The organism is Allobosea sp. GW822-FHT03F07 (assembly GCF_058801345.1).
In genome coordinates this window covers 131,933-158,257 of record NZ_JBXAND010000007.1, presented here as the reverse complement: position 1 = coordinate 158,257, position 26,325 = coordinate 131,933, and the positions used below count along the sequence as shown (strand labels likewise).

The window sequence follows — 26,325 nt, the reverse complement described above, 5'->3', positions numbered from 1 at the left end:
AAATCCTCGTCTCGTTGCGGGCGGCCATCACGCGGCCCGTCCGAACAGGCCGGCCGGCCGCACCAGCAGCACCAGCACCATGATGATGAAGATCACGGTGGCGGACGCCTCCGGATAGAACACCTTGGTCAGCCCCTCGATCAGGCCGAGACCGAAGCCGGTGACGATGGCGCCCAGGATCGAGCCCATGCCGCCGATCACCACGACCGCGAAGACGACGATGATCAGGTCGGCGCCCATGTTCGGATTGACCGAGTAGATCGGCGCGGCGAGCACGCCGGCAAAGCCCGCCAGCGCCACGCCGAAGCCATAGGTCAGCGTCACCAGCAGCGGCACGTTGATGCCGAAGGCCTGGGTCAGGGTCGGGTTCTCGGTCGCGGCGCGCAGATAGGCGCCGAGCTTGGTCTTCTCGATCAGGAACCAGGTCGAAAGGCAGACGACCAGCGAGGCGACGACGACCCAGCCGCGATACCAGGGCAGGAACATGAAGCCGAGATTGACGCCCCCGCGCAGTTCCGCCGGGATCTGGTAGGGCAGGCCGGACGAGCCGTAGCCGTTGCGGAACAGGCCCTGGATGATCAGCGCCAAGCCGAAGGTCAAGAGCAGGCCGTAGAGATGGTCGACATGGGCGATGCGCTTCAGCAGCAGTCGCTCGATCGCGACGCCGGTGGCGCCGACGACGAGCGGCGCCAGCAGCAATGCGACCCAGTAGTTCACGCCGAGATAGTTGAGCGCCATCCAGGCGACGAAGGCGCCCATCATGTACTGCGCGCCATGCGTGAAGTTGATGATGTTGAGCAGCCCGAAGATCACCGCCAGCCCGAGGCTGAGGATCGCATAGAACGAGCCGTTGATCAGGCCGAGCAGGACCTGACCGAACAGGGCTTGCGGGGGAATGCCGAGAAGTTCGAACATGCGGGGCTCAGATCGTTCTGGACGTCGAAGGGTCGTTTAAACCTCGACCGTCATTCCGGGCGGAGCGAAGCGGAGACCCGGAATCCATCGTAGGACGCGACAGCGCTATGATGGATTCCGGATCGGCGCCGCTTCGCGGCTGGTCCGGAATGACGCCGGAGGATTTGATGCCCGGCCGAGCCGGGCATCAAGGGCTCACTTCTTGACGAGCGGGCACTCGCTGTCGGCGAGCGGGCGGAAGGCCTGCTCGGCCGGCAGAACCGAGATCTGCTTGTAGTAGTCCCACGGCCCCTTCGACTCGGCTGGCTTCTTGACCTCGAACAGATACATGTCGTGCATCTTGCGGCCGTCGGCGCGCACCGAGCCCTTGCCGAAGAGCGGATCGTCCGTCGGCAGCTCCTTCATCTTGGCCATCACGGCAGCCGAGTCCTTGCTCTTGGCCGCCTCGATCGCCTTCAGATAATGCAGCATGCCGGAATAGACGCCCGCCTGCACCATGGTCGGCTTCTTGCCGCCATTGAGCTTGGCGAAGCGATCGGACCAGGTCCGGGTCTGGTCGTTGGTGTTCCAGTAGAAGGATTCCGTCAGCACCAGCCCCTGCGCGGTCGCCAGCCCGAGCGAATGCACGTCGGTGAGGAAGACGAGGAGGCCTGCGAGCTTCTGGCCGCCGGCGGTGATGCCGAATTCGCCCGCCTGCTTGATCGAGTTGATGGTGTCGCCGCCGGCATTCGCCAGCCCGATCACCTTGGCCTTGGAGGCCTGCGCCTGCAGCAGGAAGGACGAGAAATCCGTGCCCGGGAACGGGGTGCGCACGACGCCGAGCACCTTGCCGCCGTTCTTGGTGACGATTGCCGCGGTGTCGCGCTCCAGCGCATGGCCGAAGGCGTAGTCGGCGGTCATGAAGAACCATGAGTCGCCCCCGGCCTTCACCATCGCGCCACCGGTGCCCTGGGCCAGCGCATAGGTGTCGTAGGTCCAGTGCACCGTGTTGGGCGAGCAGGCCTTGCCGGTCAGGTCGGACGATGCCGCGCCTGAATTGATGTGGATCTTGTTCTTCTCGCGGGTGATCTGGTTGACGGCGAGCGCGACCGAGGAGGTCGGCACGTCGAGGATGATGTCGACGCCGTCCTGATCGTACCAGGTGCGGGCGATGGTCGAGCCGACATCCGGCTTGTTCTGGTGGTCGGCCGAGACGATCTCGACCTTGATGCCCTTGTCGGCGGCCTTGAAGTCTTCGACCGCCATGCGCGCGGCGATGACCGAGCCCTCGCCGGAGAGGTCGGCATAGAGGCCGGAGCGGTCGTTGAGGACGCCGGCCTTCACGCTGATCTGCTGGGCGAGCGCCGGCGCGGCCATCAGCGCGGCGAACGCGGTCGTCGTCAGAAAGGTCTTGAGCTTCATCTTCTCTCTCCCTGGAATGGTGTCGTTTTCGACGTGTTGTCCGATATGGATCGGATTGGGGGCCTTCGATTCCGCCTGGAGGCGGGATCAGACCCCGAGATAGCCGTGGAGCTTGTCGATGTTGGCATCGAGCTGGTCGTTTTCGATCATGTCGATCACCTTGCCCTGCTCGACGACATAATGCCGGTCGGCGACGGTCGCGGCGAAGCGGAAGTTCTGCTCGACCAGGATGGTCGTGTAGCCCTCCTGCTTCAGCTTGCGGATCGTCGCGCCGATCTGGTCGATGATCACCGGGGCAAGGCCCTCCGTCGGCTCGTCGAGCAGCAGGAAATGCGCGCCCGTGCGCAGGATGCGCCCGATCGCCAGCATCTGCTGCTCGCCGCCGGATAGCTTGGTGCCCTGGCTGCGCAGGCGCTCCTTCAGATTGGGGAAGAGCTCGAAGATCTGCGGCAGCGACAGGCCGCCGTCCCGGATCTTCGGCGGCAGCATCAGGTTCTCCTCGACGCTGAGCGAGGAATAGATGCCGCGTTCCTCCGGCACATAGCCGATGCCGAGCCGGGCGATCGCGCGCGAAGGCAGCGAGATCGTCTCGGTGCCCTCCAGCACGACCGAGCCCTTGCGCTTGCCGATGACGCCCATGATCGATTTCAGCGTCGTCGTCTTGCCGGCGCCGTTGCGGCCGAGCAGCGTCACGACCTCGCCGGGCGCCACGTCGAAATCGATGCCGTGCAGCACATGCGATTCGCCGTACCAGGCCTCGAGCCCGCGCACCTTGAGCATGGGCGCGGCGGCGGAGGTTTTCGCGGGGGCGGGCGCAGCCTCAGTGAGCATGGCCGACCCCCGAGCCGATATAGGCTTCGATCACGCGCGGATCCTTCGAGACCTGGGCATAGTCGCCCTCGGCCAGCACCTGCCCGCGCGCCAGCACGGTGATGCGGTCGGAGAGCGAGGCGACGACGGAGAGGTTGTGCTCGACCATCAGGATGGTGCGGTTCTGCGAGACCTTGCGGATCAGCTGTTCGATGCGCTCGACATCCTCGCGCCCCATGCCGGCCATCGGCTCGTCGAGCAGCATCATCTCGGGGTCGAGCGCCAGCGTCGTCGCGATCTCCAAAGCGCGCTTGCGACCATAGGAGAGCTCGACCGCCGGCAGTTCGGCGAAGGCGGAGAGGCCGACGGCGTCGACCAGCCGCAGGGCCTCCTCGTCGAGCGGCTTCAGCACGTCTTCCGAACGCCAGAAATCGAACGAGTCGCCGCGCTTGCGCTGCAGCGCGATCCGCACATTGGTCTTGACGCTGAGCTGCGGGAACACCGCCGAGATCTGGAACGAGCGCACCAGCCCCTGCCGCGCGATCTCGGCCGGCTTCTCGCGGGTGATGTCGCGGCCGTTATAGACGATCGAGCCCTTGGTGGGCGCAAGGAACTTGGTCAGCAGGTTGAAGCAGGTCGTCTTGCCGGCGCCGTTGGGGCCGATCAGCGCATGGATCGTTCCGCGCCTGACCTGGAGGTCAACGCCATTGACGGCCGTGAAGCCGCCGAAATCCTTCGTTAGTCCCGAGGTGGATAGAATAACGTCCTCAGGCATGCAGATCACTTACGATCGTCATCTTGTTCTTTCTTGTTATTGCTCATCTCCCTTGTATGGCATGCTGCACCGCGCCCATGGCATAAGTCAATGTCGCAACTGCTCAAAACGGCCTTGTGAAGGCTTGCTCATACCTTGGTCGTAGGCGCGACTCAGGTCGATCCCGCCTCATGCAAATGAATGACGTAAGGGTCTGGTGCCGGGCGTATCTGCTACGATGTGCAGGATCGCTCGAAATGTCGGAATCGACGATAGGGAAGCTTGATGACCGTTGGGAAAAGCCGGTTTACGGCCCGAGGCGGTTTCGGCTAATGTATCTGTCTATTTCTCGGCTATCATTGGGCATTCCTGTGGCAGCATTCGCTGGTCGCGCGCATCCGCCCGCGCGAGGCCGGGCCTTCAGGAAGCGGCGGACCGATCAGGGGAGGGTACCTTGAGCTTCGCGTCTTTGGGTCTGGCGTTCCGCGCCCGCTTCGCCGCCGCCGCCGGCAAGGGCGTGCTCGGCGCTGTCGGCGCCGGTGTGCTCGGTGTGGCTGTGCTGGCCTCTGTGCTTCCGGCCGAGGCCGCTCCCGATCGCCGCGTCGCTCTGGTGATCGGCAACAGCGCCTATACCTCCGTTCCGCCGCTGGCGAACCCGCAGCGCGACGCGACGGCGATTTCCGCCTCGCTGAAGCGCCTCGGCTTCGAGGTCGTCGAGGGCTACGACCTCAAGATGGACCAGATGACGGGCATCGTGCGCGAGTTCGCGCAGAAGCTCGACGGCGCCAAGGCCGGCGTTGTCTATTATGCCGGTCACGGCATCGCGGTCGGAGACGAGAATTATCTTATCCCGGTCGACGCCTCGCTGAAGTCGGAAGCCGATCTCGACTTCCGGGCCGTCAACGTGCAGCTCGTGCTGCGCCAGATGCAGCGCGACGAGCGCGTCAACATCCTCATTCTCGACGCCTGCCGCGACAACCCCTTCGCGACGCAGCTCGCCGCCAAGTCGCGCTCCGTCGCGCGCGGCCTGACCGCGATCGAGACGCAGTCGGCCTCGGGCATCCTGATCGCCTTCGCCACCGACCCGCGCGCCACGGCGCTCGACGGCGAGAAGGACGGCAACAGCCCGTTCACCGCGGCGCTGCTGAAGCATATCGAGACGCCGGAAGTGTCGATCACGACGGTGATGGACCGCGTTCGTGCCGATGTCTGGGAATCGACCGGCAAGAAGCAGAAGCCCTGGACCAACTCCTCGATCATCGGCGAGTTCAAGATGAACCCGACGCTGAAGCTCGCCGCGGTCGATCCCTCCGTGACGATCAAGGCGATCGACGGCGCCGTGCCGGTGCCCGCCACCCCTGCCCCGGTCGGCCTCGACCGTGCCCAGATGGACGTGAGGATGTGGGAGACGGCCGAGCGCGGCAATTCGCCGGGCGACTACAAGGCCTATCTCGACGCCTTCCCGACCGGCCAGTTCGCCGCTTTCGCCAAGAACCGCCTCGCCAAGCTCGAGCCGGCGGCCCCGGTCGCTCCGGTCGCGTCGCGCGACACCGCACAGTCCACTGCGGTGAACGAGGACGCGTTGAAGGCCGAGGTCGGCAGCGCTGCGACCGAAACCGCGCTCAAGCTCTCGGGGCAGGATCGCCGCGAACTGCAGAAGCGCCTGGTCCTCGCCGGCTTCAAGCCCGGCAAGCCCAACGCCAATTTCCTCCCGAGTCAGCGCGCCGCCATCAAGGAATGGCAGACGACGCGCGGTATCGCCTCGACCGGCTTCCTGGGGCCGGTGCAACTGAAGGCGTTGCGTGCCCAGACCGAGCCGGCCTATCAGCGCGCGCTCGCCGAGGAAGCCAAGGCTGCGCCGCCGCGTACCCGTACCGCCCGCGAGCCAGCCGGCCAGGGCTCGACCCGCGGCGTCGCGCGCGGACCCGAATACGAGCGTGACCCGGTGATCCGTCGCGACCTGGAGCGCGAGCGCGCCGGCCGGGGCAACAACTCCGGCGATGCGGCCGGAGCCGCCATCTTCGGCACGATCGTCGGTGGCGCCATCGGCGGCGTGCTCGGCGGCGGCTTCCGCCGCTGACGCCGGTCCGTGGCGACACGAGCCCAAGGCAGCGAGCCCAGGGCAAGCCGGTCCCGCGAGGGGCCGGCTTTCTTATTGGCACAATGGCGTGTTGCCACCGCGCCGCCCGCTCGGCTAGTTCTGTAGCGCGCCCTTCGGCGACATCATTTCTCGGCAAAAGGCGATGCGATGAAGAAGGTTTTCCCTGACGCCAAGGCGGCGCTCGCCGGCGCCATCAAGGACGGCATGACGATCATGGCCGGCGGCTTCGGCCTGTGCGGCATTCCCGACGTCCTGATCGAGGCGGTGCGCGAGAGCGGTGCGAAGGACCTGACCTTCGTCTCCAACAATGCCGGCGTCGATGGCGCCGGCCTCGGTATCCTGCTCGAGACGCGGCAGATCAGGAAGATGATCTCGTCTTATGTCGGCGAGAACAAGCTCTTCGCCGAGCTCTATCTCAGCGGCAAGCTCGAGCTCGAATTCACCCCGCAGGGCACGCTGGCTGAACGCATCCGCGCCGGCGGCGCCGGCATCCCGGCCTTCTTCACCAAGACCGGCGTCGGCACGCTGGTCGCCGAGGGCAAGGAGGAGCGCGAATTCGACGGCGAGCGCTACATCATGGAGCGCGGCATCTTCGCCGATGTCTCGCTGGTCCATGCCTGGAAGGGCGACACCGAAGGCAACCTCGTCTACCGGAAGACGGCGCGCAACTTCAATCCGATGATGGCGAGCGCCTCGCGCTTCACCGTCGCGCAGGTCGAGAACCTCGTCGAGGCCGGCGAGATCGACCCCGATCACATGCACACGCCGGGCATCTTCGTGAAGCGCATCGTGCATACGCCCCAGAGCGTCAAGCGCATCGAGCAGCGCACCGTCCGCAAGCGCGCGGCCTGAGGAGAACGACATGCCCTGGACCCGTGAACAGATCGCCGCCCGCGCCGCCAAGGAGCTGAAGGACGGCTTCTACGTCAATCTCGGCATCGGCATCCCGACGCTCGTTTCCAATTACATCCCCGATGGCGTCAGCGTTCAGCTCCAGTCGGAGAACGGCATGCTCGGCATGGGCCCGTTTCCCTTCGAGGGCGACGAGGATCCCGACCTGATCAATGCCGGCAAGCAGACCATCACCGAGCTGAAGACCACGAGCTATTTCTCCTCGGCCGATTCCTTCGGCATGATCCGCGGCGGCCATATCGACCTCTCCATCCTCGGCGCCATGCAGGTGGCCCAGAACGGCGACCTCGCCAACTGGATGATCCCCGGCAAGATGGTGAAGGGCATGGGCGGCGCCATGGACCTCGTCGCCGGCGTCAAGAAGGTCGTCGTGGTGATGGAGCATGTCGCCAAGAACAAGGACGGCTCGGAATCGCCGAAGCTGCTCAAGGCCTGCGACCTGCCTCTCACCGGCGCCGGTGTCGTCGACATGGTGATCACCGATCTCGGCGTCTTCAAAATCGACGAGAACGGCGGCGGCCTGACCCTGATCGAACTGGCAGAGGGCGTCACCCTTGACGAGATCAAGGCGAAGACCGACGCCGAGTTCAAGGTGGCGGTGTAAGAGCCGGCGTCATGCTCTGGCTCGACCCGGGCATCTATCGACGAGAAGGCGCGGGGAACCCTCTCCCTACAGGAGAGGGTTCCCCGCGCTTGCTGGTCTAAACCCTCCGTCCCTTCTCCCATCCTGCCCGCACCAGTTCCGGCACGTCGCTCTCTTCCTCCGGCCAGCCGACGCAGAGCCAGGCGATCAGCTTCCACTCCGGCGGCACGCCAAGCGCCTCGCGTACGACCTCCGGCTCGAGGATCGAGACCCAGCCGACGCCCAGCCCTGCGACCCGTGCCGCGAGCCAGAACTGGGTGATTGCGGCGACGACCGAATAATCCAGCATCTCCGGCATCGTCCGGCGGCCGAGCCCATGTCCCTGGTCGGTGCCATGGTCGCAGAACACGGCGATCTGCTCGGGCGCCTCGCGCATCCCTTCGAGTTTCAGGCTGGCATAGAGCCGCGCCCGCTCGCCCTCGTAAGCAGCCAGTGCCTCGGCATTGCAGCGCTGGAAGCTCTCCCGCGCCGCCTCGCGTTGCGCCGCATCGGTCACGCGCACCCAGCGCCAGGGTTGGGAATGTCCGACCGAGGGCGAAAGCTCCGCCTGCGCCAGCAGGTGCTGGAGCAGCCCCTCCGGCAACGCCTCGCGCCTGAAGCGCCGGACGTCGCGCCGCCAGGCCAGAAGCTCCGCGAATTGCGCCGCGAAGGCCTCATTGAAACGGGGAGGGGAACCGCTCACCCCGCCACCGCGATCGCGTGGAAGAACGAGCCGGTGACCAGCCCGCGCCGGCTGCCGGCGGGAGCCGGTGCCGAGCCGTGCGGGTCGGTGACAACAGCCAGCGGCGGGTCCTCGCCCTGGGTGACCACCGTCGCATAGTGGAACTCATGCCCCGTCAGCGCGGTACCGGTCTGGCCGAGCGGGCCGTCGACCTCCAGCACAGCGCGGCGATAGCCGAGATTCATCTTCCGCTTGGCGAAGCTCGTCTCGACCGAGAGCAGCCCGGCCATGGCATGGGAGGCGCCGTCGGCATCGACCAGCGTCTTTCCCAGCACCATGTAGCCGCCGCACTCGCCATGGACCGGCCGCTCCTCCGCGAAGGCGCGTAGCCCCGTCATGAAGCACGTCGCCGCCCCCAGCCGCGCGGCATGGAGTTCCGGATAGCCGCCGGGCAGCCAGCAGGTATCGCAATCGTCCGGAGGAGGCTCGTCGGCCAAGGGCGAGAAGGGCACCAGCTCCGCGCCTGCGGCGCGCCAGCCGGCCTCGACATGCGGATAGACGAAGCTGAAGGCGCCATCGCGCGCGATGGCGATGCGCCGCCCCGGCGCGGGCAGCGGGGTGACGGATGTCGCGCCTTCGGGCAGGACGGTCGGCCCGGCCACGGCCACCACCGCATCGAGATCGACGGCGGCCGAAACCGCATCCGCGAGGGCGTCGAGCCGCGCATGCAGGTCCGCCGTCTCGCCGGCCTGCACCAGCCCGAGATGGCGCTCGGGCAGGATCAGGCTCGCTTCGCGGGGCAGGGCTCCGAGCACGGCCAGGCCGATGCGCTCCATGCCCTGCACCACCAGCCGGCGGTGGCGCTCGCTCGCGACCTTGTTGAGGATGACGCCGCTGATGCGGATGCGCGGATCGTAATGCATGCAGCCGAGCGCGATGGCGGCGGCCGATTGCGCCTGGCCGGAAACGTCGATCACCAGCACGACCGGCCAGCCCAGCAGAGCCGCGATATCGGCGCTCGCGCCGGTATGGCCTTCAGGGCCGGGCACGGCATCGAATAGCCCCATCGAGCCTTCGGCGATGACGATGTCGGAGCCTTCAGCGGCACCGCTCGCGATCTGCCCGAGCAGGGCGTCGGGCATGGCGAAGGAATCGAGATTGGCGCTGGGGGCGCCCGTCGCCGCGGCATGGAAGGCGGGGTCGATATAGTCCGGCCCGCATTTCAGCCCGCGCACGGTCAAGCCGCGCCGCGCCAGCGCGCGCTGCAGGCCGAGCGTGATCGTGGTCTTGCCCGAGCCGGAACGTGGCGCCGCGATCAGGAGTCCGCGCGCGGTCATACCCCGCCTCCCGGCCGGAAGCGGCGATCATAGCCGGTGGAGTAGAGCGCGCTTTCGCCGAAATCCTCGGCCGCCAGCGCAGGCCCGACGAGGATCAGCGCCGTTCGCTCCACTCCGGATTCGCGAACCTGCTCCGCGATGGTCGTGAGCGTCCCGCGCAGCACCCGCTCATCCGGCCAGGAGGCGCGGAAGACGATGGCGACCGGACAATCCGCCCGATAGAACGGCGTCAGCTCCGCCACGACCTGCTCGATCACATGGATCGAGAGATGAACCGCGAGCGTCGCGCCGGAGGCCGCGAAGGTCGCGAGCCTTTCCTTCTCCGGCATGGCCGAGGCCCGTCCCGAGGTTCGGGTCAGAACGAGCGATTGCGCAAGGCCTGGCAGCGTCAGTTCGCGCTTCAGCGTGGCGGCGGCGGCCGCGAAGGCCGGGACGCCCGGCGTGACGCTGTAGGGAATGCCGAGCGCATCGAGCCGGCGCATCTGCTCGCCCGTGGCACTCCAGATCGAGAGGTCGCCGGAATGCAGCCGGGCCACGGCCTGCCCGGCCTCATGGGCCGCCTGCATCTCGGCGACGATGGCATCGAGATCGAGCGGGGCGGTATCGACGATCCGCGCACCCGGCGGGCACCAGTCGAGCATCGCCTTCGGAATCAGTGATCCTGCATAGAGGCAGACGGGGCAAGCGGCGATGAGGTCGCGCCCGCGCAGCGTGATGAGGTCGGGCGCGCCGGGACCGGCGCCGATGAAGTGGATCGTCATGCCGTGCACTTCATGATGTTGCTCTGGCCAGCGCGCAGGTGACGCGGGCCGTCGCGATCCGTGGCTGCACCAGTGTCCCGCCCGGCCCGGCCGCCGCGAGCGCCGCCGCCTCCGCCACCGAGCCGACGCCGTAGAGCGAGGCGATCCGGGTCGAGCGCGTGGCGCAGGCGGCCTCATATCCCTTCAGCGCCTCGTCCGGCACCGCGACGAGCTCGGCGCGGCGGCTCGCGACGGCGGCCGCGAGCCCGGGCTCGCCGCTCCGGCTCGCGAGCGTCGCGATGCGCGGCGTGATCTCAGCCGTGAGCCCCGCGATCGCCAGCGCCTCATCGAGGCAGGCCAGGATGTCCGCTTCGCTGGTGCCGGGACGCAGGCCCAGCCCGGCGACGAGACGGCCGGTCATGGCAAATCCCCTAATCCCACCCTCGCCGTCATCCCGGATGCAGCGAAACGGAGCTCCGGGATCCATCGTAGGGAACTGCGCTCTACGATGGATCCCGGAGCGGCGCGGCTTCGCCGCTCGTCCGGGATGACGGTCAGGATGGCAGAAGGGTTCAAGGCTTCTCGACCCGCCATTGCGTCACCGGCATCGCCGGGCGCCAGCCATGCTTGCCGCCGACGGGGGCGAGCCGGTCGATCGAGATGCGCCGGAGCGAGCCGCCATGCTCGGCATGCAGCGCGGCGAGCTTCGCCTCGCCCTCGATCGTGACGACATTGGCGACGAGCCGCCCGCCCGGCTTCAGCGCCGCCCAGGCGGCGTCGAACAGCCCGTCCACCGTCAGCCCGCCGCCGATGAAGACCGCATCCGGGGCAGGGCGCCCGGTGAAGCCTTCCGGCGCCGCGCCGACGACCTCGACCGAGAGGCCGCCGAGCTCGACCTTGTTCCTGCTGATCCGGTGCGCCCGCTCGGGCTTGGCCTCGAAGGCGACGGCGCGGTTGCGGACATGGCGCTGGCACCATTCGACCGCGACCGAGCCCGAGCCCGCGCCGACATCCCAGAGCAGTTCGCCACCACGCGGGGCGAGCGCGGAAATCGTGATCGCGCGGATTTCCGATTTGGTGATCTGCCCGTCATGGGCGAACCACTCCTCGTCGAGGCCCGGCGCCAGCGGCATGATGCGGGAATCGCGGGTGGCCGCCACCTCGACCGCGATGAGGTTCAGCGGCACGACGTCGTCGAAGGCGAAGGCGTCGGCGCGGCTCTCGCGGACACGTTCATCCGGTCCCGCGAGCTGTTCCATCACGACGATGCGGCTGGCGCCGAGGCCGCGCGCCGTCATCAGTTCGGCCACGGCCCGCGGCGTCGTCTCGTCCCAGGACAAGGCGAGGATGCGCGCGCCCGGCTGCAGATGCGGCACGATCCGATAGAGCGTGCGGCCATGCAGCGAGACCAGCGCGCATTCCTCCTGCGGCCAGCGCATCCGCGTGCAGGCCATCGAGAAGGAGGAGAGCTGCGGGATGATCTTCATCTCCTGCGCGGGAATGGCGCGGGCGAGGCTGTTGCCGATTCCGTAGTGGAACGGGTCGCTGGTCGCGAGTACGCAGACCCTGCGGCCGCGCTCGGCGAGGATCTGCGGCAGGGCGTTGCGGAAGGGCTGCGGCCAGGGCCGGAGTTCGCCGGGAACGGCTCCCACCAGCGCGATGTGGCGCTCGCCGCCGAAGACGATCTCGGCTTGCTCGAGTGCTGCCTTCGCCTCGGGGCAGAGGCCGGCGGGGCCATCCTCGCCGAGGCCGATCAGGGAGAGCCAGGGGGCGTACGCGCCGGACGGCGCAGCTTCGCTACCGCTCGACAGCCCGTCGTTTTCAAGCATAACTACTGACATGACCGTGCTCATCCTTGGTGGAACCAGTGAAGCGGCGGCGCTTGATCAGCACCTGGCTGAGCAGGCTCCCGATATTCGCGCCATCATCTCGCTTGCCGGCCATACAGTCGATCCCCGTCCGTCTAACCTGCCGGTTCGCGTCGGCGGCTTCGGTGGCATCGAAGGCCTCAGGCAGTATCTGCGCGAGGAAGGCATCATCGCCGTCATCGACGCGACGCATCCTTTCGCGGCGATCATGCCCTTCAATGCCGAGCATGCCTGCAAGGCGGAAGGCGTGCCGCTGCTCGCCATCCGCCGCGAGTCCTGGCGTCCGCAGCCCGGCGACAAGTGGAAGAGCGTGCCCGACATCGAGGCCGCCGTCGCGGCGCTCGGGCGCGTGCCGCGACGCGTTTTCCTCACCATCGGCCGGCTCGACCTGCCGGAATTCGCCGATGCGCCGCAGCATCACTACCTCGTTCGCGCCATCGAGCCGATCGGCGACCGCCTGCCCGTGCCGCATGTCACGGTGATCCTGCAGCGCGGGCCTTTCATGGCCGATGACGAGGAGGCGCTGATGCGCCGCGAGGGCATCGACATTCTCGTCAGCAAGAATTCCGGCGGCGACGCCACAGCCGGCAAGCTCATTGCGGCGCGCCGTCTCGGCCTGCCGGTGGTCATGGTAGAGCGCCCGCCCAAGCCCGATGTCGAGACCGTCGCCCATGTCGATCAGGTCCTGCCCTGGCTGGTGGCGCAGGGGCTCTTCGTCACCGAGCGCGGCGTATAGACGTAAGGCGCTGCTCCGTCCGGGCGCACGATCAGCCGCGTGCCCGATGCGCCGATCGTCACCAGCGTCGCCATGTCGGCGCTCGCCGCCGCAGCGACCGCCTCCGACAAGGTCAGGATGCGCAGGCTCTCATCCGCGCGCCCAACGGCCCGCGCGAAGATCACCGGCGTATCAGGATCGCGATGCCGGGCCGCCAGTTCCAGCGCAGCGCCAAGCTGCCAGGGCCGGGCCTTCGAGATCGGATTGTACAGGCAGATCACGAAATCGGCGCGCAGCACCGCCTCCAACCGCTGGGTGACGACCTCCCAGGGCTTGAGATTGTCAGAGAGCGAGATCGCGCAGAAATCCCCGCCGAGCGGTGCGCCGGCTTTCGCTGCAGAGGCCAGCATCGCGGTGATGCCGGGCTCGACCGTGATCGGCAGCGAAAGCCAGGCCGGATCGCCGGCTTCCAGTGCCTCGAACACGGCTGCCGCCATGGCGAAGACGCCGGGGTCGCCGCCGGAGACCACGGCGACCTGTCTGCCCTCGGCCGCCAGCCGCAGCGCATGGCCGGCGCGGTCGATCTCGACGCGGTTGTCCGAGGCGTGCTTCGTCCGGCCCTCGCGGGCCGGAATGCGGTCGAGATAGGGGCCGTAGCCGACGAGGTCGCTGGCGGCATCGAGCGCGGCCTGCGCCGCCGGCGTCAGCCAATGCGCCTCGCCGGGGCCGAGGCCGACGATGGTGAGGGAGCCGCTCACAGCCGCCGCCCCTCGCCGGGCACCAGCACCATCGAGAAATACGGTGCCTCGTCATCGGCCTTGTCGCTGAGCTTCGCCACGACCTGCTCGGCCATGGTGGCGCGCTCGACATAGATCGCCCGGTGGATCAGCCCCGCCGTCCGCAGCGCGCGGCGCACTTTCGGCAGGTTGCGGCCGAGCTTCATGATCACGGCGGCGTCGGTGTCGACGAGGCGCCGCGTCAGCTCGGCCTCGGGCAGGGTGCCGGGCAGCACGGTCATGATGTCGTCGCCCCAGGTGATCGGCGCGGCGGCGCGCGTCCAGGCCCCGGCCATGCCCGTAACACCCGGCACCACCTCGGTCGGGAAGCGCGGGCTGAGCCTCCGCCACAGATGCATGAAGGAGCCGTAGAAGAACGGGTCGCCGTCGCAGAGCACGGCGACCGTCCGTCCGGCCTCCATCTCGGCCGCGAGCCGCGCGGCGGATTCGTCATAGAAGGCGGCGATCGGGCCGCTATAGCCCTCGTCCTCGACCGGCACCTCGATCGTCACCGGGAAGGCGAGCTCGATCTCGCGGCCTGGATCGGGCGGCACGATCGCGTCGGCTGTGACGCGGGCATTGCCGCGCCGGCCGCGCTTGCAGAAATGGACCAGCCGGTCGGCGGTCATGATCAGGTCGCGGGCCCGCACGGTCATGTAGTCCGGGTCGCCGGGGCCGAGGCCGACGCCGAACAGCAGGGTCTTGGCGGTTGCCGGTTCGCTGTTCACCGGCTCATTCCTTCTCTTGCGCCAGCGCGTTGACGGCGGCTGCCGCCATCGCCGAGCCGCCGCGCCGGCCATGCACCACGAGGAAAGGCACGCGCCCGTCGCTCGCCAGCGCCTGTTTCGATTCCGCCGCCCCGACGAAGCCGACGGGGATGCCGATTACCGCGGCCGGCTTCGGCGCGCCGGCATCGAGCATTTCCAGCAGCCGGAACAGCGAGGTCGGCGCGTTGCCGATCACGACGAGTGCACCCGCCAGATGCGGCCGCCACAATTCCATCGCCGCGGCCGAGCGCGTCGTGCCCATCTCGGCCGCGAGCGCGGGCGTGCGGGGATCGTCGAGCGTGCAGAGGACCTCGTTGCCGGCAGGCAGCCGTGCCCGTGTCACCCCGTTCGAAACCATCCTGGCGTCGCACAGGATTGGCGCTCCGCCCTTCAGCGCGGCCTCGGCGGCGCCCGCGAAATCGGGCGACATTTCCACGTCCTGAGGAAGATCGGTCATGCCGCAGGCATGGATCATCCTGACCACGACATGCGCCGCCCGGCCCGAGAAGCGGGAGAGATCCGCCTCGGCCCGGATGATCGCGAAGGAGCGCTCATAGATCGCCGCCCCGTCCTTGATGTAGTCGTAAGCCGTCTTCAAACCCGTGATCCTGAAAGCCGGCCCGCCGCGATCAGGCGGGCGTGAATCTCCTGTCCGGGCTGCAATCGCGCCATCATCCCGGAAAGGTCAAGCTCGGCGACGGCGCTGTCCCGCGCCGTGCCGCCGATGACGACGCCGTAGCGTCCCTCGTGGCCGACCAGTGTCAGGTCGGAGGGGCCCGGCCGCGCGCAGGATTTGACGCAAGCCGAGACGTGCAGCGTCAGGCCGTCGGCCAACAGGGGCGCGATCGCTTCCGCCAGCCGCGCCGCATCCGCCATGGCCGGGGTCTCCGCACGCAGGCAGGCCGGCGCGCCGGCGCAGGCCTGGACGGACAGGCGCGGATCGTCGTCACGAGTGATCAGACCGAGCGAGCTGGCGACGTTGAGCAGCGCGGTCGCTCCCGCCTCGGCCAGTCCGCGAAAGGCGATCCCGCGCCAGGGTGATAGGCGCATCGCGGTGCAGCCATGCGCCCCCGCGGCAGTGCCGAGCCCGTCCAGCGTCTTGGCGTCCGCGCGCCCGAACGGCAGGCCAACCAGCGCCGCGAAGCTCCCGGAGCCGAGCGCGAACAGCCCGGCCCGGCGAGGGTGGGTGCGCGGCGCAGGCGATGGTGCCTGAGGCAAGTCGCTCAGCCCGGCGAGCACATCCGGCGGGAGATCGTGCAGCCGGCGGATGCGGTCGGGCGCTTGCGCCCGATGCGCGGCAAAACGCTGGAGCACGCCTGCGGCGACCTCTCCGATCCGTTCGGCCGCCACCGGCCCCAGCCAGATGCGATCCGCCAGAGCGATCACGGCGATGCCCGGTGCGGTCCCGACGACGCGCAGATCGCCGGCGAGGGCATCGAGCGAGCAAGCTCCACCATCATCGATGACAATGGCGAATTTGGCGGGGAGGCTGGGGATGTGCCGCGCAAGGGTCTCGATCTCCGAGGCGTGGGCGAGGGCGTCGATCAGCGCTTCGGCGCCACTCGCCAGCGGAGAGGTCAGCGTCAGCCGCTGCGGCCCGTCGCCGTCATGCTCGTCGACGAGGCGCTCGGCCAGCAGCGTCGCGACCAACCGCGGATGACTATCCGCCGTCACGCCGCGCAACTGCATGTTGCCCCGCGCCGAGATCTCGATCAGCCCGTTGCCGTGCTCGCGCGCCAGCGCGGCGATGCGTTGGAGCTGTGCCGGCGTCAGCCTCGCGCCCGGCGGATGCAGCCGCACCAGCCAGCCATCGCCGGTCTCCATTGGCCGCAGCGTGCTCGGGCACCAGCCGCGCCGCAGCTCGTCCTTTGACGGCGCGTTCATTCGGCCGCCTCACGCGCAGCAGGTGCACCGGCGAGGAAAGCCCCGACCGAATTGCGACGGCTGGTCCACAGGCCCCGCCGCGCCGCTTCCGCCAGCCGGGAGCGGATCGATGCGGCGGCCGGCGCATTGGCGGCCTCGATCGCGCTCCAGACGGTCGTATCGGCGCACCAGGCCTGAAACACCGCGTCGAGCAGGCCGTCCGAAACCGCATCCGTGCTCGCCGCGAAGACGAAGAGCGTGTCGAGGGCCTCGGCCAGCTCGGCCGCGCCCCGCCAGCCATGGGCGAGATGGGAGGAAATCCAGCGCGGATGCGTCAGCCGGCCATGGACGATGCGGGCGATGTCCTCCGCGAGGGTCCGCGCCTTGGGCGCTTCGGGATTGGAGCTGTCGAGGCTGTAGAGGGCGGGCTCGACGCCGAGCGACTTCGCCGCCGCCGCCAGCCCGCCGATGACGTCGGCCGCGCTCGACGCCTCGAGGATGTCGCGCCCGGCCGTGTCGCTGACATGGATGAAGGCATCGGCCGACCTGATCCTGTCGGCGAAGCCGGCGTCGAGGCTGCCTGTCCCCTCCGGCCCGCCATAGGCATGGTCGGAGGCGCCGAGATAGGCGGCGCCGAGTTCGGCCCGGCTCGTCCACCCGCCGTCGAGCGCCCAGTCGGCCATCACCGCGCCATAGCGCCCGGGCGCGGCGCCATAGACGCGCGGCCCCGCCTGGCCGCGCCGTCGCGCGGCAGCCGGTTCGTTCCATTCGTCGGGCTCGTCGAGCGCAGCAACGGCGCGCGCAGCCCCATCGAGCAGCGCGACCTGCTGCGGGAAGGTGTCGCGGAAGGCGCCGGATATGCGCATGGTCACGTCGACCCGCGCGCAGGCGAGCTTCGGCAGCGGAATGATCGCAAACCCGGTCATCCGCGTCGAGGCAGCGTCCCAGAGCGGCCGGGCGCCCATCAGCGTCAGTGCATGGGCGATGTCCTCGCCGCCGGAACGCAAGGTCGGCGAGGCCCAGAGATCCATCACGATGCGGCGCGGATAGTCGCCATGGTCCTGAAGGTGCCGGTCGATCACAGCCCTTGCCGCTAGCGCCCCCAGCCGCGCCGCCGCCCGCGTCGGGATGGCGCGCGGATCGAGCGTCGAGAGATTGCGCCCGGTCGGCAGGACGTCCGGCCGGCCGCGATGCGGCGAGCCGGCGGGGCCGGGAGCGACGAAGCGCCCGTTCAACGCCCGCAGCAGGCCGTCGCGCTCGGCTCGGGCCGAGGCGGGGTCGGGATCCGATTGCCCGAAGACGTGCAGCCCGTCGCGGAAAGGCATTTCCGTGATGTCGCAGAGATGGGCGTCGAGCCGTGTCAGCGCCTCGCTCATCGAAAGATCCGGCGTCACGCCGCAGGAGGCCGCGAGCCCGCTCGCCTCGGCCCGTGAGCGGATTTCGCTGGCGACGATGTCGGCCCGGCGCGGGTCGAGCACCTGCGCCTGCGAGAATTCCTCGACGAGGTCGCGCAGCAGGGCGGCCTCGCCCGCGCCTTCGATCTCCGCCAGCGGCGGTGGCAGATGGCCGAGCGTGATTGCCGCTAGCCGGCGCTTGGCGGGAGCCGCCTCGCCGGGATCGTCGACGACATAGGGGTAGATCACCGGCAGCCCCTGCGTGACGAGGCGCGGCCAGCAGGCGGAGGACAGCGCCACAGCCTTGCCCGGCAGCCATTCGGTCGTGCCATGCGTGCCGAGATGGATCAGGACGTCGATACCGGCCGTCTCGCGCAGCGCCAGGTAGAAAGCGAGATAGCCATGTCCGGGCGGCACATCGGGATCGTGATAGCGCGCCTTGCGATCCGGCGTCGCATCGCGCGGCGGCTGCAGGGCGATGGTGAGATTCCCATCGCGAATGGTGCGGAAGCGGAAGGCGCCGTCGCTGCAGGCGAGGTCGTTTTCGGGCGAGCCATGGACGGCGAGCAGAGCCTCGCGGGCTTCGGCGGGGATAGTTGTTAGCCAGGCTCGGTAGGTGTCGAGCGAGAGCGCGAACCCGGCTGGGCCGCTGGTCAGGCACTCCATGAGCACTGTGTCGTCGATCAAATTCTCGCCGTCATTCCGGACAATCCGCGTCAGCGGCGCCGATCCGGAATCCATGGCTGAACCTTCATCGGATCCGTTCCGGAATGGATATCGGGTCTCCCTTCGGTCGCCCGGGATGACCGGCGAGGGCAATGGTCCGACCTCATACCCTGCCTCCTCCAGCAGTGCCCGGATCGCCGCGACGCTCGCCGGCGTGTCGAGGCCGACGGCAAATCCCGCTCGGCCTCCACGCGCGGGATAGTCCGACATCACCAGCGCCAGCCGCCGCTCGGCGACAGGCTTTGCGGCGAGCGAAATCCAGCCCGTGGCGAGATCGGCTAGCGCGGCGACACCCTCCGCGTCCGGCACGAGTCGGCGGATCGAGAGCCCGGTCGCTGCGTCGGTGATCTCCGCCTTGAAGGCGACGGGGATGGCTCCGAGCCGGCCGTCGAATTCCGGCAGCGCGACCTGCATGGCAAGGTCGGCGGCCGAGAGCCCGCGCGGCGAGGCAGCCCAGGCCTCGCGAGCGCTGCCGACCGGCATCGCCTGCAACACCGGGCAGTCGGCGGCGTCGAGCACGAAATCCGCGCCTTCGCGCGCCGAGAAGGCGGTGGTGGTGACGATCAGCGCCGGCTTGCGCGTCGCGATCAGCGCCGCGAGATCGGCGGTCACCGCCGGGTCCTTCAGGCTGGTCAGCGCGAGAATGAGCGGCGCATGGCCGCGCGCTGCGAGGGCGGCGGCGATCGCCTCGCCCATCGCCGTATCGCCGGCGCTGACCGCCGAGCGGTAGAGGAGGATGGGGATGAGCGGTTTGTCGGCGGCGAGTGCGGCGAGGGCCTCGCGCCAGGGAAGCGGGGTCGCGTCCGGGGCTAATGCGAACAAGGGTGGAAGCTCGAGCGGCGGCGATGAAAGTAGGGTCGCGCACGGCGCCCCCTCATCCGTCAGCGCTTCGCGCTGCCACCTTCTCCCGCGAGGGGGGAAGGGAAGCCCGGCTGCCGTCTCGCCCTTCTCCCCTCGCGGGAGAAGGTGGCCCGAAGGGTCGGATGAGGGGGCGCCGTGACCGTCGAGACTGGCCTCGATGCAGGCGAGCAGCCGCCGCATGTTCTCGGTCCCGCCGCCGGCATGGAAATAGCCGAGCAGCTCTGTCGCAAAGCCGGCCTCGACCGTCCCATATTCCACGAGCCGATCATCGGCCCTGTCGTCCCCGGGCAGCACCGCAAGCGCGATGCCCCGCTCGCGGCAGGCCTCGCTGAGCTGCTCGATGCCATAGCGCCAGTAATCCAGGCCGCCGAGGCAGCGCACCAGCACGAAACGGCAGCTCGCGACCGTCTTCTCGATCAGCAGGTCGACCGAAAGCGGATGGCGCAGCCGCCGCAGCGAGGCGAGGCGGAGGGAGAGCTCGGTGCCGGTAGCCGCCGCCAGCGCCGAGAGATCGCTGTCGGCATAGGACAGCACCAGCACGTCGCCCGCGGCCAAGCCAAGATCGACGGCGTCCTCGCCGTCGTCGAGCCTGATCTCGCTGGTCGGGAGCAGATGCATGCCGTTCCTTCAATACGCACCGCCGTGAAGCGTGCTTCCTTGAAAAGAGGCGCCGTCATTCCGGACAAGCCGCGAAGCGGCACCGCTCCGGAATCCAAGGCTCCGGAGCCCTCCGATGGATCCCGGGGCAGGCCCGGGATGACGGAGTGGTTCCGAAATGTAAGCAGCCCGCCTCAGGCGCCCGCCAGCGCGGCCTCCACGGCGCTCACGTCGAAGCCCTTGAGCCCGATCACGGTGAGGCGCCCGTCGCGCGCTTCGTTCTCGCCCCAGGCCCGGTCGAAATGATGGCCGACGCGCCGGCCGACGCCCTGCACGACGAGCCGCATCGGCTTGCCGGGAACGCTAGCGAAACCCTTCAGCCGCAGCACGCCCTCGGCCTCGGCGGCCTTGGCGACGCGGCCGGACAGCTCTTCCGGCGACAGGCCGGCCGGCAGCGGCAGCGCGACCGAGTCGAAATCGTCATGGTCGTGATCGTGCTCGCCCTCGCCGTGATGCGATGGCCGCGCCGCGAGGTCGGCCTCGGCGGCGGCGCCCAGGCCCACGATCAGGGCCGGCTCGACCTTGCCATGGCTGGTCTCGACGATCTTGATCGCCTTGGGCAGATGCTCGGCGATCTCGGCTCTGACGCGCGCCCGCCCGGCCTCGTCGATCAGATCGCTCTTGTTGAGCAGGATGAGGTCGGCGCAGAGGATCTGGTCCTCGAACACCTCCTCTAGCGGGTTGTCGTGGTCGACGTTAGGATCGGCCGCCTTCTGCGCCGCGAGCGCCTCGGGATCATCCGCGAACTGGCCCTCGGCGACAGCCGGCCCGTCGACCACGGCGATCACGCCGTCCACGGTGACGCGAGCGCGGATCGCCGGCCAGTTGAAGGCCTGGACCAGCGGCTTCGGCAGCGCCAGCCCGGAGGTCTCGATCAGGATGTGCTCGGGCGGATCGGCCCGGTTCAGGAGCTTTTCCAGCGCGGGCACGAAATCGTCGGCGACCGTGCAGCAGATGCAGCCATTCGGCAGCTCGACCACGTCCTCCTCGGTGCAGCCGGAAATGCCGCAGCCCTTGAGGAATTCGCCGTCGAAGCCGAGATCACCGAATTCGTTGACGAGCACGGCGAGCTTCTTTCCTTCCGCGTTCTCGAGGAGGTGCCGCACCAGCGTCGTCTTTCCGGCGCCGAGGAAGCCGGTGACGATGGTGCAGGGGATTTTTCCGAGGGAAGGGTTCTGCGGGGCGTTCATGATGTCATCCTTAGCTGGCGCGCCGGCAAAGGCGGCACGCGTGCGACCACGCCCTTGCGGAAGCAGGGCGGGCGCTCTTTCCAGGGGACGATGCCGTTGGCGCTTGCGGCATAGGCTTCCGCCGCGCTGACGATGTCGTCGAGATGGGTGTCGGTGTCGAGGTCGCCGATCAGATAGGTCCACTTGCCGTCGGCGGTGAGCGCGATGGTGCAGGGCCGCTTGCAGACGGCGAGGCAGTCGGCCGTGACGACCGTGATGCCGTTCGCCTGTCCGGCGAGGCGCTGCGACAGCGCTTCCGCGAGGGCGCTGCCCGGCTGGTCGAAACCATCCGGCAGATCCTCGCGGATGCGCCTGCAGGCCGTGCAGACATGGATGGTGAGATCACCTTCGGACATGATGCCGGTGTTCCCGTCCACGCTCACCGCGTTTCCGCGCGGCGCGTGAACCAGGGCCAGAGCCTGCCCACGGCAAAGCCGGTCGCGTGCCAGAGCGCCGCCTGGATCGCGAGCGAAAGCGCGGCGAAATGGGCGGCGACCTCGGCCGGGACCTTGCTCTCCGGCGCTGCCGGATGCGGCGCGCCGACGATATGCGGCACGAGCATCGCGAGCACCGCCAGTGCCCGCAGCCAGGGCGCCTCCATCCGCAGGAAGACGAAGAGCCCGCCGGCCGTGACGAGCGCGGTGACGAGCCACCAGAGCTGGCGCTGTTCGAGCGCAGCCGATGCGGCGCCGGGCAATTCGGGCGCGAGCCCGGTCGCCGGCACGAGGCCGAAGGCGAGGAAGCCGCAGGCAGCCCAGCTCAGCGCCCGCTTCTCGTCGATGGTCTCGTTGGCGGCGATCATGCCGGCGAGCAGCAGCGCCGCGAAGCCGATCGCGGTCGCGATCGTCACGAGCGAGGTGAAGAATGTGCGCTGGAGGCCGTCCTGAGGCTTCCATTCGGCGTGGTCGGCGTGAGCCTCGCCGCCATGGGCGAGCAAGATCTTCGCTTCTCCAAAGACCTTCGCTTCACCGGAGAAGGCGGCCTGCGAGGGCGCGACGGCGCGCAGCGCCGCCTCATAGGTCTCGGCCTTGAGGATCAGCGGGGTGGTGGTGACATGCTGGAGCGCGGCGATGACGAGCCCAGCCAGAAGCCCGGCCAGAAGACTGACCGTGAGAACCCGATTGACCATGTGCTGTTTCCCTCAGTGGCAGGGAAAAGCGAGGCCGTGGCGCGTATCGTGAGCCGCGTTGTGCACACTGGCCGAGGCGGCAAAGCCCACCGTGTAGATCAGAACGAAGCCCAGCGCGAGCGCGGCAGCGACGGCCTTGGCGCGTTCGGAGACGCTGGCCTGCTGATTGGAAACGGAGGTCGTCGTCATCATGTGTCTCCTGGCCGCCCCGCCGGCGGCCTGTTGGAAGTGCGGATCGGACGACGGCAGGTCTCCTGGCTCGCGGGTCTAGGCATCCTGCGCCGCCTTCCCGGGATCGCTCCCAGTGGCCGATGGCGCAGAACTCGCCGCTTACAGTTGCGGGGGCAGCCGCGGATTTTCACCGCGTTCCCTTTTCACCTCCTCGCGGAGGCACCGTCGGCTGAGATCATTAGCCATCCGGGCGGCGCTGTGCAATGCAGTGCGTGCTTCGAAACGTCGTCGCGGGTCATCCCGGGCGACCGCAGGGAGACCCGGGATCCATTCCGGAACCTTTCCGACAGAGGCTCAGGCATGGATCCCGGCTCTACGCTTCGCTCCGGCCGGGCTGACGCGGAGATATTCGTCGCGATGCAGGCATCGTCGATTCCCCACCTCACCCTGGTCCTCGGCGGCGCGCGATCCGGCAAGAGCCGCCATGCCGAGGGGCTGATCGAGGCGCTGCCGCCGCCCTGGACCTATGTCGCGACGGCGCAGGCCTGGGATGACGAGATGGTCGCAAGGATCGCCGAGCACCGGGCGCGCCGGCCGGCCAATTGGATTACGTGGGACGCGCCGCTGGACCTGCCCGAAGCGATTCGCAGTGTTCCGCCGGGCCGCCCGATCCTCGTCGACTGCCTGACGCTCTGGCTGACCAATCTGATCCTTGCGGAGCGCGATACGGCTGCGGCGGGCGCCGCCCTGATCGAGGCCTGCGAGCAGGCGTCGGGGCCCATCGTGCTGGTCTCCAACGAGGTCGGCCTCGGCATCGTCCCCGACAACGCGCTGGCGCGGCGCTTCCGTGACGAGGCCGGCCGCCTGCATCAGGCCATTGCCGCCCGTGCCGGCCGCGTGGTCTTCATGGTCGCCGGCCTGCCGATGCAAGTGAAGTGAAGACCGGAAATGAAGGCCTGAAGCGAGATCGAGTATGACCAGCACTCCGGACGAGGCCGCCCGCCACAAGGCGAAGATGGAAAAGCGCAAGGCGGTGCAGGACGCCGAGGTCGCCTCCAAGACGCTCGAGAAGGGCCTGTTGATCGTCAACAGCGGTCCGGGCAAGGGCAAGTCGACGGCGGCCTTCGGGCTGGCTCTGCGCGCGCTCGGCCACGGCTGGCGCATCGGCGTTGTGCAGTTCATCAAGGGCGCCTGGGAGACCGGCGAGCGCAAGGCGCTGGAATCCTTCGGCGACCAGGTCTCCTGGCACAGCATGGGCGAGGGCTTCACCTGGGAGACGCAGGACAAGGCCCGCGACATCGCCGCCGCGACCCGCGCCTTCGACAAGGCGAAGGAATTGATGGCGGACGAGAGCATCCGCCTGATCGTGCTCGATGAACTCAACATCGCGCTGCGCTACGATTACCTGCCGTTGGCCGAGGTCGTGGCGACGCTCGCGGCGCGCCGTCCGGACCTGCATATCGTCGTCACCGGCCGCAACGCCAAGCCGGAACTGATCGAGGCTGCCGACCTCGTGACGGAGATGACGCTGGTGAAGCACCATTTCGCGGCGGGGGTGAAGGCGCAGCAGGGGATCGAGTTCTGAAGGGCGCTGGTTGTCCGGCTAATCGTGCCCACGCCGTCATCCCGGACAAGCCGCGTCAGCGGCGCCGATCCGGGATCCATGCCTGAGCCTTTCAGAAGCAGCGTTCCGGAGTGGATCCCGGGTCTGCGCTTCGCTGCGCCCGGAATGACGACGCGCTTGAGTTGGACGTTTAAGAGACTGAAATCATACCTGGAGCATCACTCCAGCAGCGACGCCCGCCGCCGCCAGGCCCCACAGCAGGCCGCAGGCCCGCCGGTACAGCCGCAGTGCGCGCCGGATGTCGGGTGCCGTGGCCTCGGCCCGTCCATTGCCCATCCAGCCATCCTCGACGACGACCTCGCCATAGACCCGCGGCCCCGCCAACCGCAGGCCGAGCGCGCCTGCCATCGCCGCCTCCGGCCAGCCGGCATTGGGCGATTTGTGCTTGCCCGCGTCGCGGCGCACCGCCTGCCAGGCTGCGCCCGCATCGGCCTCGCGGTCGAACGCGGCGGCGGCGATCAGCAGCAGCGCGGTCAGCCGCGAGGCCGGCAGGTTGACGAGATCGTCGAGGCGCGCCGAGGCCCAGCCGAAGGCGAGGTGGCGCGGCGTCTTGTGGCCGATCATCGAATCGGCTGTGTTGATCGCCTTGTAGATGATGATGCCGGGCAAACCGGCGACGCCGAGCCAGAACGCCGGCGCCACCACCCCGTCGGAAAAATTCTCGGACAGGCTCTCGATCGCGGCGCGCGACACGCCGGCTTCGTCCAGGCTTTCGGGGTTGCGCCCGACGATCATCGAGACGGCTTTGCGCCCTGCCGCGAGCCCCCCGTTCTCCAGCCCTTCGGCGACGGCCGCGACATGCTCGAACAGGCTGCGCTGCGCCAGAAGCGTCGAAGACAGCAGCGCGAGTGGCAGCAGGCCGAGCGGTCCAAGCATCCCGCACAGCGACGTCAAGGCGACCGCGGCGACCAGCGTCACTGCGAGCAGGATGGTGAGTACGGCGATCCCCGCCGCCTTGCGGGCGCCGAATCCCGCGGCTTCCGAATTCAGCGCGCGATCGAGCCACGAAATCAGGGCGCCGAGCCAGGTGACGGGATGGCCGATCAGCGCATACAAGCGCTGCGGATAGCCGACCGCTGCCTCGACGACGAGCGCGGCCAGCAACAGAAGCAAGGTGTCGGGCAGGGCCATGGTCAGGGCGATGTGCGGGCGGGGCGAAACGTGCGGGGCGGGGCGTGACTGAGGGCATCTGGCATGGCGGCGATCTCGCCAGGGCAAGGGCGCTCTTTCCGGATACGCCGCTGCCCTGGATCGATCTCTCCACCGGGATCAATCCCATCCCCTATCCGCTTCCGGAGCTGCCGTTAAGCCTGTGGCAGCGCCTGCCCGGCGCCGATGACGAGGCGGCCCTGCTGGCTGCGGCCCGCAACGCCTATCGCGTGCCGCCCGAGGCGGGAATCGTCGCCGCGCCCGGCACCCAGATCCTGATCGACCTCCTGCCCCGCGTGCTGCCGGCCATCCTCGCGGCCGGCCGCGTCGCGGTGCTCGGGCCGACCTATGCCGAGCATGCGCTCGCCTGGCGGAAGGCAGGAGCGGATGTCACGGAGGCGGCCTCGCCCGCCGAAGCGGCGGATGCTGCGAGCATCGTGGTCGTCAACCCGAACAACCCCGACGGCCGCAGCCTTCCGGCAGCCGATCTCACCGTGCTCGCCGCGCGCTGCGCTGCCCGCGGCGGCATGCTGATCCTCGACGAGGCCTTCGCCGATTTCACGCCGGAATCGAGCCTGCTTCCGGTCTTGCCGCCTGCGACGATCGTGCTGCGTTCCTTCGGCAAGACCTATGGGCTGGCGGGTCTCAGGCTCGGCTTCGCCATCGGCGAGGCTGTTCCCATCGCTGCCTTGCAGGCTGCGATGGGCCCCTGGGCCGTGGCCGGCCCGGCGCTGGCCATCGGGGCGCAGGCGCTGGCCGATGCCGAATGGCTGGCAGCGGCGGGCGCGGCCCGCGCCGCCGACGCGGCCCGGCTCGATGCCCTGCTGTCGCCGCTCGGCCGGGTCGTTGGCGGCACCGCGCTGTTTCGCCTGCTCGCCACGCCCGACGCAGAGGCACTCTTCGCCCATCTCGGCCACCACGGCATCTATGTCCGGCGTTTCCGGAACGAGGCGACATGGCTGCGCTTCGGGCTGCCAGGCGATGCGGCTGCATGGCAGCGGCTCGAGGCGGCGCTGTCGTCGGCCGCCTTGCCTTGGCGGAGTGCGTAAGTCTTGCATGCGCGCCGGTCCCGCATGCGCGCGATGCCGGGACAGCTCTGGCGCCGCCCGCTAACCTGAGACC

The 26,325-nt window shown here is 68.9% G+C and carries 26 protein-coding genes and 1 riboswitch; of the genes, 7 read left to right on the top strand and 19 right to left on the bottom strand.

Annotated features, from left to right (window positions below; all coding sequences use genetic code 11):
• Nucleotides 1–27: 27 nt before the first annotated feature.
• The 4 genes from AC1RMY_RS19870 to AC1RMY_RS19855 form a co-directional block, all read right to left on the bottom strand.
• Nucleotides 28–915 carry a branched-chain amino acid ABC transporter permease gene (locus AC1RMY_RS19870; protein ID WP_492867436.1) on the bottom strand — a complete coding sequence of 296 codons (888 nt, stop codon included), beginning with the start codon at nt 913–915 and terminating at the stop codon, nt 28–30.
• 195 nt (nt 916–1,110) lie between these two features.
• Nucleotides 1,111–2,316, bottom strand: coding sequence for an ABC transporter substrate-binding protein (locus tag AC1RMY_RS19865; RefSeq protein WP_492867434.1), 1,206 nt, complete (start codon nt 2,314–2,316; stop codon nt 1,111–1,113).
• A gap of 87 nt (nt 2,317–2,403) precedes the next feature.
• Complete coding sequence (locus AC1RMY_RS19860) at nt 2,404–3,147, bottom strand: ABC transporter ATP-binding protein (protein ID WP_492867432.1); 744 nt, start codon at nt 3,145–3,147, stop codon at nt 2,404–2,406.
• Nucleotides 3,137–3,901: an ABC transporter ATP-binding protein gene (locus AC1RMY_RS19855; RefSeq protein ID WP_492867430.1), complete on the bottom strand. Its 765-nt coding sequence runs from the start codon at nt 3,899–3,901 to the stop codon at nt 3,137–3,139. Before AC1RMY_RS19855 ends, AC1RMY_RS19860 begins: the two co-directional genes overlap by 11 nt.
• Nucleotides 3,902–4,334: 433 nt before the next feature.
• Between AC1RMY_RS19855 and AC1RMY_RS19850 the strand changes: the two genes are divergently transcribed.
• The 3 genes from AC1RMY_RS19850 to AC1RMY_RS19840 all read left to right on the top strand — a co-directional run bounded on the left by AC1RMY_RS19850 (nt 4,335) and on the right by AC1RMY_RS19840 (nt 7,497).
• Entirely contained in the window at nt 4,335–5,960 is a 1,626-nt protein-coding gene (locus AC1RMY_RS19850) for a caspase family protein (protein ID WP_492867428.1), read from the top strand.
• A gap of 168 nt (nt 5,961–6,128) precedes the next feature.
• A complete protein-coding gene (locus tag AC1RMY_RS19845) occupies nt 6,129–6,833 on the top strand; it encodes a CoA transferase subunit A (protein ID WP_492867427.1) in 705 nt (234 codons plus the stop codon).
• 10 nt (nt 6,834–6,843) lie between these two features.
• Nucleotides 6,844–7,497, top strand: coding sequence for a 3-oxoacid CoA-transferase subunit B (locus tag AC1RMY_RS19840; protein ID WP_492867425.1), 654 nt, complete (start codon nt 6,844–6,846; stop codon nt 7,495–7,497).
• Between the two features lie 97 nt (nt 7,498–7,594).
• Here the strand turns inward: AC1RMY_RS19840 and bluB are convergent, their stop codons facing one another.
• The 5 genes from bluB to cbiE form a co-directional block, all read right to left on the bottom strand.
• Nucleotides 7,595–8,218, bottom strand: a complete 624-nt coding sequence (bluB, locus tag AC1RMY_RS19835; protein ID WP_492867423.1) for a 5,6-dimethylbenzimidazole synthase — start codon at nt 8,216–8,218, stop codon at nt 7,595–7,597.
• Nucleotides 8,215–9,534 carry a cobyrinic acid a,c-diamide synthase CobB gene (locus AC1RMY_RS19830; RefSeq protein ID WP_492867421.1) on the bottom strand — a complete coding sequence of 440 codons (1,320 nt, stop codon included), beginning with the start codon at nt 9,532–9,534 and terminating at the stop codon, nt 8,215–8,217. Before AC1RMY_RS19830 ends, bluB begins: the two co-directional genes overlap by 4 nt.
• A complete protein-coding gene (cobM, locus tag AC1RMY_RS19825; protein ID WP_492867420.1) occupies nt 9,531–10,295 on the bottom strand; it encodes a precorrin-4 C(11)-methyltransferase in 765 nt (254 codons plus the stop codon). The genes AC1RMY_RS19830 and cobM overlap by 4 nt, the downstream gene beginning before the upstream one ends.
• 10 nt (nt 10,296–10,305) lie before the next feature.
• Nucleotides 10,306–10,695, bottom strand: coding sequence for a cobalamin biosynthesis protein (locus AC1RMY_RS19820; RefSeq protein ID WP_492867418.1), 390 nt, complete (start codon nt 10,693–10,695; stop codon nt 10,306–10,308).
• Between the two features lie 151 nt (nt 10,696–10,846).
• On the bottom strand, nt 10,847–12,103 hold the full coding sequence (cbiE, locus tag AC1RMY_RS19815) for a precorrin-6y C5,15-methyltransferase (decarboxylating) subunit CbiE (RefSeq protein WP_492867547.1): 1,257 nt from the start codon (nt 12,101–12,103) through the stop codon (nt 10,847–10,849).
• Nucleotides 12,104–12,113: 10 nt separating this feature from the next.
• Here cbiE and AC1RMY_RS19810 point away from each other — a divergent pair, with 10 nt between their 5' ends.
• Nucleotides 12,114–12,878: a cobalt-precorrin-6A reductase gene (locus tag AC1RMY_RS19810; RefSeq protein WP_492867416.1), complete on the top strand. Its 765-nt coding sequence runs from the start codon at nt 12,114–12,116 to the stop codon at nt 12,876–12,878.
• Here the strand turns inward: AC1RMY_RS19810 and cobJ are convergent.
• The 9 genes from cobJ to AC1RMY_RS19765 all read right to left on the bottom strand — a co-directional run bounded on the left by cobJ (nt 12,821) and on the right by AC1RMY_RS19765 (nt 22,448).
• On the bottom strand, nt 12,821–13,615 hold the full coding sequence (gene cobJ / locus AC1RMY_RS19805) for a precorrin-3B C(17)-methyltransferase (protein WP_492867414.1): 795 nt from the start codon (nt 13,613–13,615) through the stop codon (nt 12,821–12,823). The genes AC1RMY_RS19810 and cobJ overlap by 58 nt on opposite strands.
• The gene (locus AC1RMY_RS19800) at nt 13,612–14,433 is read right to left on the bottom strand and encodes a precorrin-2 C(20)-methyltransferase (RefSeq protein WP_492867412.1); all 822 of its coding nucleotides are present in this window, start codon (nt 14,431–14,433) and stop codon (nt 13,612–13,614) included. The genes cobJ and AC1RMY_RS19800 overlap by 4 nt, the downstream gene beginning before the upstream one ends.
• Nucleotides 14,366–14,998 carry a precorrin-8X methylmutase gene (locus tag AC1RMY_RS19795; protein ID WP_492867411.1) on the bottom strand — a complete coding sequence of 211 codons (633 nt, stop codon included), beginning with the start codon at nt 14,996–14,998 and terminating at the stop codon, nt 14,366–14,368. The genes AC1RMY_RS19800 and AC1RMY_RS19795 overlap by 68 nt, the downstream gene beginning before the upstream one ends.
• Nucleotides 14,995–16,284, bottom strand: coding sequence for a precorrin-3B synthase (cobG, locus tag AC1RMY_RS19790; protein ID WP_492867410.1), 1,290 nt, complete (start codon nt 16,282–16,284; stop codon nt 14,995–14,997). Before cobG ends, AC1RMY_RS19795 begins: the two co-directional genes overlap by 4 nt.
• Nucleotides 16,281–19,862, bottom strand: coding sequence for a cobaltochelatase subunit CobN (gene cobN / locus AC1RMY_RS19785; RefSeq protein WP_492867409.1), 3,582 nt, complete (start codon nt 19,860–19,862; stop codon nt 16,281–16,283). The genes cobG and cobN overlap by 4 nt, the downstream gene beginning before the upstream one ends.
• A 173-nt stretch (nt 19,863–20,035) precedes the next feature.
• The gene (cobW, locus tag AC1RMY_RS19780; protein ID WP_492867408.1) at nt 20,036–21,091 is read right to left on the bottom strand and encodes a cobalamin biosynthesis protein CobW; all 1,056 of its coding nucleotides are present in this window, start codon (nt 21,089–21,091) and stop codon (nt 20,036–20,038) included.
• Nucleotides 21,088–21,513 (bottom strand): DUF1636 family protein, encoded by a 426-nt coding sequence (locus AC1RMY_RS19775; RefSeq protein WP_492867406.1) that lies wholly within the window; start codon nt 21,511–21,513, stop codon nt 21,088–21,090. Before AC1RMY_RS19775 ends, cobW begins: the two co-directional genes overlap by 4 nt.
• Nucleotides 21,510–22,259 carry a CbtA family protein gene (locus AC1RMY_RS19770; RefSeq protein WP_492867405.1) on the bottom strand — a complete coding sequence of 250 codons (750 nt, stop codon included), beginning with the start codon at nt 22,257–22,259 and terminating at the stop codon, nt 21,510–21,512. Before AC1RMY_RS19770 ends, AC1RMY_RS19775 begins: the two co-directional genes overlap by 4 nt.
• 12 nt (nt 22,260–22,271) lie before the next feature.
• Complete coding sequence (locus tag AC1RMY_RS19765; RefSeq protein WP_492867404.1) at nt 22,272–22,448, bottom strand: CbtB domain-containing protein; 177 nt, start codon at nt 22,446–22,448, stop codon at nt 22,272–22,274.
• A gap of 38 nt (nt 22,449–22,486) precedes the next feature.
• A riboswitch (cobalamin riboswitch) is annotated at nt 22,487–22,672 on the bottom strand.
• Nucleotides 22,673–22,847: 175 nt separating this feature from the next.
• On the opposite strand from AC1RMY_RS19765, the gene cobU reads away from it, so the two are divergent.
• Both cobU and cobO read left to right on the top strand, forming a co-directional pair.
• Nucleotides 22,848–23,369: a bifunctional adenosylcobinamide kinase/adenosylcobinamide-phosphate guanylyltransferase gene (cobU, locus tag AC1RMY_RS19760; protein ID WP_492867402.1), complete on the top strand. Its 522-nt coding sequence runs from the start codon at nt 22,848–22,850 to the stop codon at nt 23,367–23,369.
• A 34-nt stretch (nt 23,370–23,403) separates the two neighbouring features.
• The gene (gene cobO, locus AC1RMY_RS19755; RefSeq protein ID WP_492867401.1) at nt 23,404–24,015 is read left to right on the top strand and encodes a cob(I)yrinic acid a,c-diamide adenosyltransferase; all 612 of its coding nucleotides are present in this window, start codon (nt 23,404–23,406) and stop codon (nt 24,013–24,015) included.
• A gap of 183 nt (nt 24,016–24,198) precedes the next feature.
• Here cobO and cbiB read toward each other — a convergent pair whose 3' ends face one another.
• The gene (gene cbiB / locus AC1RMY_RS19750; protein ID WP_492867399.1) at nt 24,199–25,185 is read right to left on the bottom strand and encodes an adenosylcobinamide-phosphate synthase CbiB; all 987 of its coding nucleotides are present in this window, start codon (nt 25,183–25,185) and stop codon (nt 24,199–24,201) included.
• A gap of 44 nt (nt 25,186–25,229) precedes the next feature.
• On the opposite strand from cbiB, the gene cobD reads away from it, so the two are divergent.
• Entirely contained in the window at nt 25,230–26,252 is a 1,023-nt protein-coding gene (gene cobD / locus AC1RMY_RS19745) for a threonine-phosphate decarboxylase CobD (RefSeq protein WP_492867397.1), read from the top strand.
• Nucleotides 26,253–26,325 lie beyond the last annotated feature (73 nt).

Excerpts from the sequence above, each read along its gene's own strand:
- AC1RMY_RS19870 (WP_492867436.1), bottom strand. The coding sequence starts at position 915 with ATGTTCGAACTTCTCGGCATTCCCCCGCAAGCCCTGTTCGGTCAGGTC.
- AC1RMY_RS19865 (WP_492867434.1), bottom strand. The coding sequence starts at position 2,316 with ATGAAGCTCAAGACCTTTCTGACGACGACCGCGTTCGCCGCGCTGATG.
- AC1RMY_RS19860 (WP_492867432.1), bottom strand. The coding sequence starts at position 3,147 with ATGCTCACTGAGGCTGCGCCCGCCCCCGCGAAAACCTCCGCCGCCGCG.
- AC1RMY_RS19855 (WP_492867430.1), bottom strand. The coding sequence starts at position 3,901 with ATGCCTGAGGACGTTATTCTATCCACCTCGGGACTAACGAAGGATTTC.
- AC1RMY_RS19845 (WP_492867427.1), top strand. The coding sequence starts at position 6,129 with ATGAAGAAGGTTTTCCCTGACGCCAAGGCGGCGCTCGCCGGCGCCATC.
- AC1RMY_RS19840 (WP_492867425.1), top strand. The coding sequence starts at position 6,844 with ATGCCCTGGACCCGTGAACAGATCGCCGCCCGCGCCGCCAAGGAGCTG.
- AC1RMY_RS19830 (WP_492867421.1), bottom strand. The coding sequence starts at position 9,534 with ATGACCGCGCGCGGACTCCTGATCGCGGCGCCACGTTCCGGCTCGGGC.
- cobM (WP_492867420.1), bottom strand. The coding sequence starts at position 10,295 with ATGACGATCCACTTCATCGGCGCCGGTCCCGGCGCGCCCGACCTCATC.
- AC1RMY_RS19820 (WP_492867418.1), bottom strand. The coding sequence starts at position 10,695 with ATGACCGGCCGTCTCGTCGCCGGGCTGGGCCTGCGTCCCGGCACCAGC.
- cbiE (WP_492867547.1), bottom strand. The coding sequence starts at position 12,103 with ATGCTTGAAAACGACGGGCTGTCGAGCGGTAGCGAAGCTGCGCCGTCC.
- AC1RMY_RS19810 (WP_492867416.1), top strand. The coding sequence starts at position 12,114 with ATGACCGTGCTCATCCTTGGTGGAACCAGTGAAGCGGCGGCGCTTGAT.
- AC1RMY_RS19800 (WP_492867412.1), bottom strand. The coding sequence starts at position 14,433 with ATGGCCGGCGCGGCGGCTCGGCGATGGCGGCAGCCGCCGTCAACGCGC.
- cobG (WP_492867410.1), bottom strand. The coding sequence starts at position 16,284 with ATGAACGCGCCGTCAAAGGACGAGCTGCGGCGCGGCTGGTGCCCGAGC.
- cobN (WP_492867409.1), bottom strand. The coding sequence starts at position 19,862 with ATGCATCTGCTCCCGACCAGCGAGATCAGGCTCGACGACGGCGAGGAC.
- cobW (WP_492867408.1), bottom strand. The coding sequence starts at position 21,091 with ATGAACGCCCCGCAGAACCCTTCCCTCGGAAAAATCCCCTGCACCATC.
- AC1RMY_RS19770 (WP_492867405.1), bottom strand. The coding sequence starts at position 22,259 with ATGGTCAATCGGGTTCTCACGGTCAGTCTTCTGGCCGGGCTTCTGGCT.
- AC1RMY_RS19765 (WP_492867404.1), bottom strand. The coding sequence starts at position 22,448 with ATGACGACGACCTCCGTTTCCAATCAGCAGGCCAGCGTCTCCGAACGC.
- cobU (WP_492867402.1), top strand. The coding sequence starts at position 22,848 with ATGCAGGCATCGTCGATTCCCCACCTCACCCTGGTCCTCGGCGGCGCG.
- cobO (WP_492867401.1), top strand. The coding sequence starts at position 23,404 with ATGACCAGCACTCCGGACGAGGCCGCCCGCCACAAGGCGAAGATGGAA.
- cbiB (WP_492867399.1), bottom strand. The coding sequence starts at position 25,185 with ATGGCCCTGCCCGACACCTTGCTTCTGTTGCTGGCCGCGCTCGTCGTC.